This is a genomic window from Mucilaginibacter sp. (assembly GCF_036383575.1).
GTDB lineage: Bacteria > Bacteroidota > Bacteroidia > Sphingobacteriales > Sphingobacteriaceae > Mucilaginibacter.
Genome location: NZ_DASVOB010000073.1, coordinates 1 through 1,965, shown reverse-complemented (window position 1 = coordinate 1,965; position 1,965 = coordinate 1). Strand labels below are relative to the sequence as shown.

The following is a 1,965-nucleotide window of genomic DNA, read 5'->3' as shown; positions in this document are numbered from 1 at the left end:
TGTAAGTAATCCAAAATCTTTTCCTCTTTCTATGAGGCAGCGAAATTAAGGTTTTGGGGCGAAAGGGGAAAGGATTTCGGATGTCGAATTTGAGATTTCGGATTTACATTGATTATAATTGAATAATGAAAAGTGAAAATTTAAAATGGATAGTAGCAACATTAGTAGGATTGTTTTGGGCTATTATTTTAACCTGCGATGCCTTGACTACTGATTTTGACGCGGATAACGTTGTTGTTAATGCTTTGCATTTAAGAACTATGACAAAAAATACGGGAGGGAGAGGGAGTTTAAACTATGACCTTTATGTGCAAGAAAATGATAAGCACTATAAAATTGGTGCTAATTGGGCCGACTGTTTTTACTACGATACCTTTGTTGATAACGTAAAACCAGGACATGTTATAAGATTATCGGTTTTAAAGACTAACGGTTTGATAACGAACAATGATTTATTTGAGGTTGTAAACGTTGAGGTGGATGGGGTAACTTATTTAAGCCCTGATTGTGCGAGAGATAGTATAGAGAATCAGAAAAAGATACTGCCATTTGCATGGCTTTTGGCAATTGGGCTTTTTACATATTGCTATTTTAAAATATACCGTAAAAGAAAAATAAACTAAACCTCCAGCTATTAAGATTTATAAAAGTGTAAAGATTATTTAAAGGTCTAATTCAAAAACCTGTTAATCGTCTTCACCAGCTTATTTACATCAAAAGGTTTGGGAACAAAAGCATCATAACCAAAGTTAACCAGGGCAATGGCCTGTTCGTGGTAGGCCGAGATCAGGATCACCGGGATATGCCGGGTATCTTCGTTGCCTTTAATAAGCTGACAAATGCGCCCACCGTTGAGGCCGGGTAGCATATAGTCGGTTAATACCAGGTCGGGGTTGTAATTTTTTACGGCTGCAATAATATCATCTGTACGGTCAAGACCTGTAACCTCAAAATCATGAAAGGTAAGTACGGTTTCAAGCACCCGTAAAATCTCGGCATCATCTTCAATTATGAGTATATTTTTTGCCATAAGTAAAATGCTAATTTTAGTATAGTTAGTTATTAGCTTTAATGTCACAAATAAACAAAATGTTTTATAATTAAAATATTCCCTGGTATTTAATTGAAGTGAATATAGAGGGGTATTAGCCAATATCTATCTTATTAACAGTTAGATATGGCGTTATTTTAACGGTATTTTAACCTTTTGTAAAGGTACATAATTCTATACCAGATTACAATAAGAACAACCCATAGTTAAATAAACAAAAAACACAAAAAAAGGCGATGAGCCCAAACACTCATCGCCTTTTAAGATTTACTCTAATCTCTAATCTCTAATCTCTAATCTCTAATCTCTAATCCCCGATAAATCCGAAATCGAAATTCCCAAATCCGAAATCAAAACTACTCTCCCCTGTAAACGTTGTTTTTCAGGTCAACGTCGGGTAGTTGATGATCTGGATCAATTTCCATGCTTTTGATGGCCGATGTTGAAGGGTATTTAAACTTCCAAACACCATCACGCTGCCAGATATTTACCGGCAAGTGAAGAGTTTCTGTTTTTCCGTTGGCCTGAACAATTTTAAGATCAACAGGCATAGCCATTTTTTCGTTGTTGGTTATGGTGATCATTACACCTTCGGCAGGGTTGCCTTTAATATAGCTTACCGAAGTAATAGCCTGGTCGAGCTTCCAGGTAGTAAAGAACCATGATTTCCAAAACCAATTCAGGTCTTCGCCTGTAGCGTCATTCATAGCCCTGAAAAGATCGTAAGGCAAAGGGTGCTTAAATGCCCAGTTTTTTACATACTCACGGAAAGCATAGTCAAAACGTTCGGGGCCAATTACTACGTTTCTTAAAATATCCAAACCTAAAGCGGTTTTGGTATAATATTGACCGTAATCTCTAAGTCCGATAGCCTCAGGAGGGGTCATGAGTGGATCTTTGCTGTTGCGGTAACC

The 1,965-nt window shown here is 36.9% G+C and carries 2 protein-coding genes and 1 pseudogene; 1 reads left to right on the top strand and 2 read right to left on the bottom strand.

The window, feature by feature from the left end; genetic code table 11:
* Nucleotides 1–125: 125 nt before the first annotated feature.
* Nucleotides 126–623, top strand: a complete 498-nt coding sequence (locus tag VF500_RS02555; protein ID WP_330858174.1) for a hypothetical protein — start codon at nucleotides 126–128, stop codon at nucleotides 621–623.
* Nucleotides 624–670: 47 nt separating this feature from the next.
* Here the strand turns inward: VF500_RS02555 and VF500_RS02550 are convergent, their stop codons facing one another.
* Nucleotides 671–1,030 (bottom strand): response regulator, encoded by a 360-nt coding sequence (locus tag VF500_RS02550; protein ID WP_110585230.1) that lies wholly within the window; start codon nucleotides 1,028–1,030, stop codon nucleotides 671–673.
* Between the two features lie 377 nt (nucleotides 1,031–1,407).
* A pseudogene (locus VF500_RS02545) lies at nucleotides 1,408–1,965 on the bottom strand (M1 family peptidase); the annotation flags it as partial.

Bases quoted from the DNA above. Each gene is read 5' to 3' on its own strand.
- VF500_RS02555 (WP_330858174.1), top strand. From the start codon at position 126: ATGAAAAGTGAAAATTTAAAATGGATAGTAGCAACATTAGTAGGATTG.
- VF500_RS02550 (WP_110585230.1), bottom strand. From the start codon at position 1,030: ATGGCAAAAAATATACTCATAATTGAAGATGATGCCGAGATTTTACGG.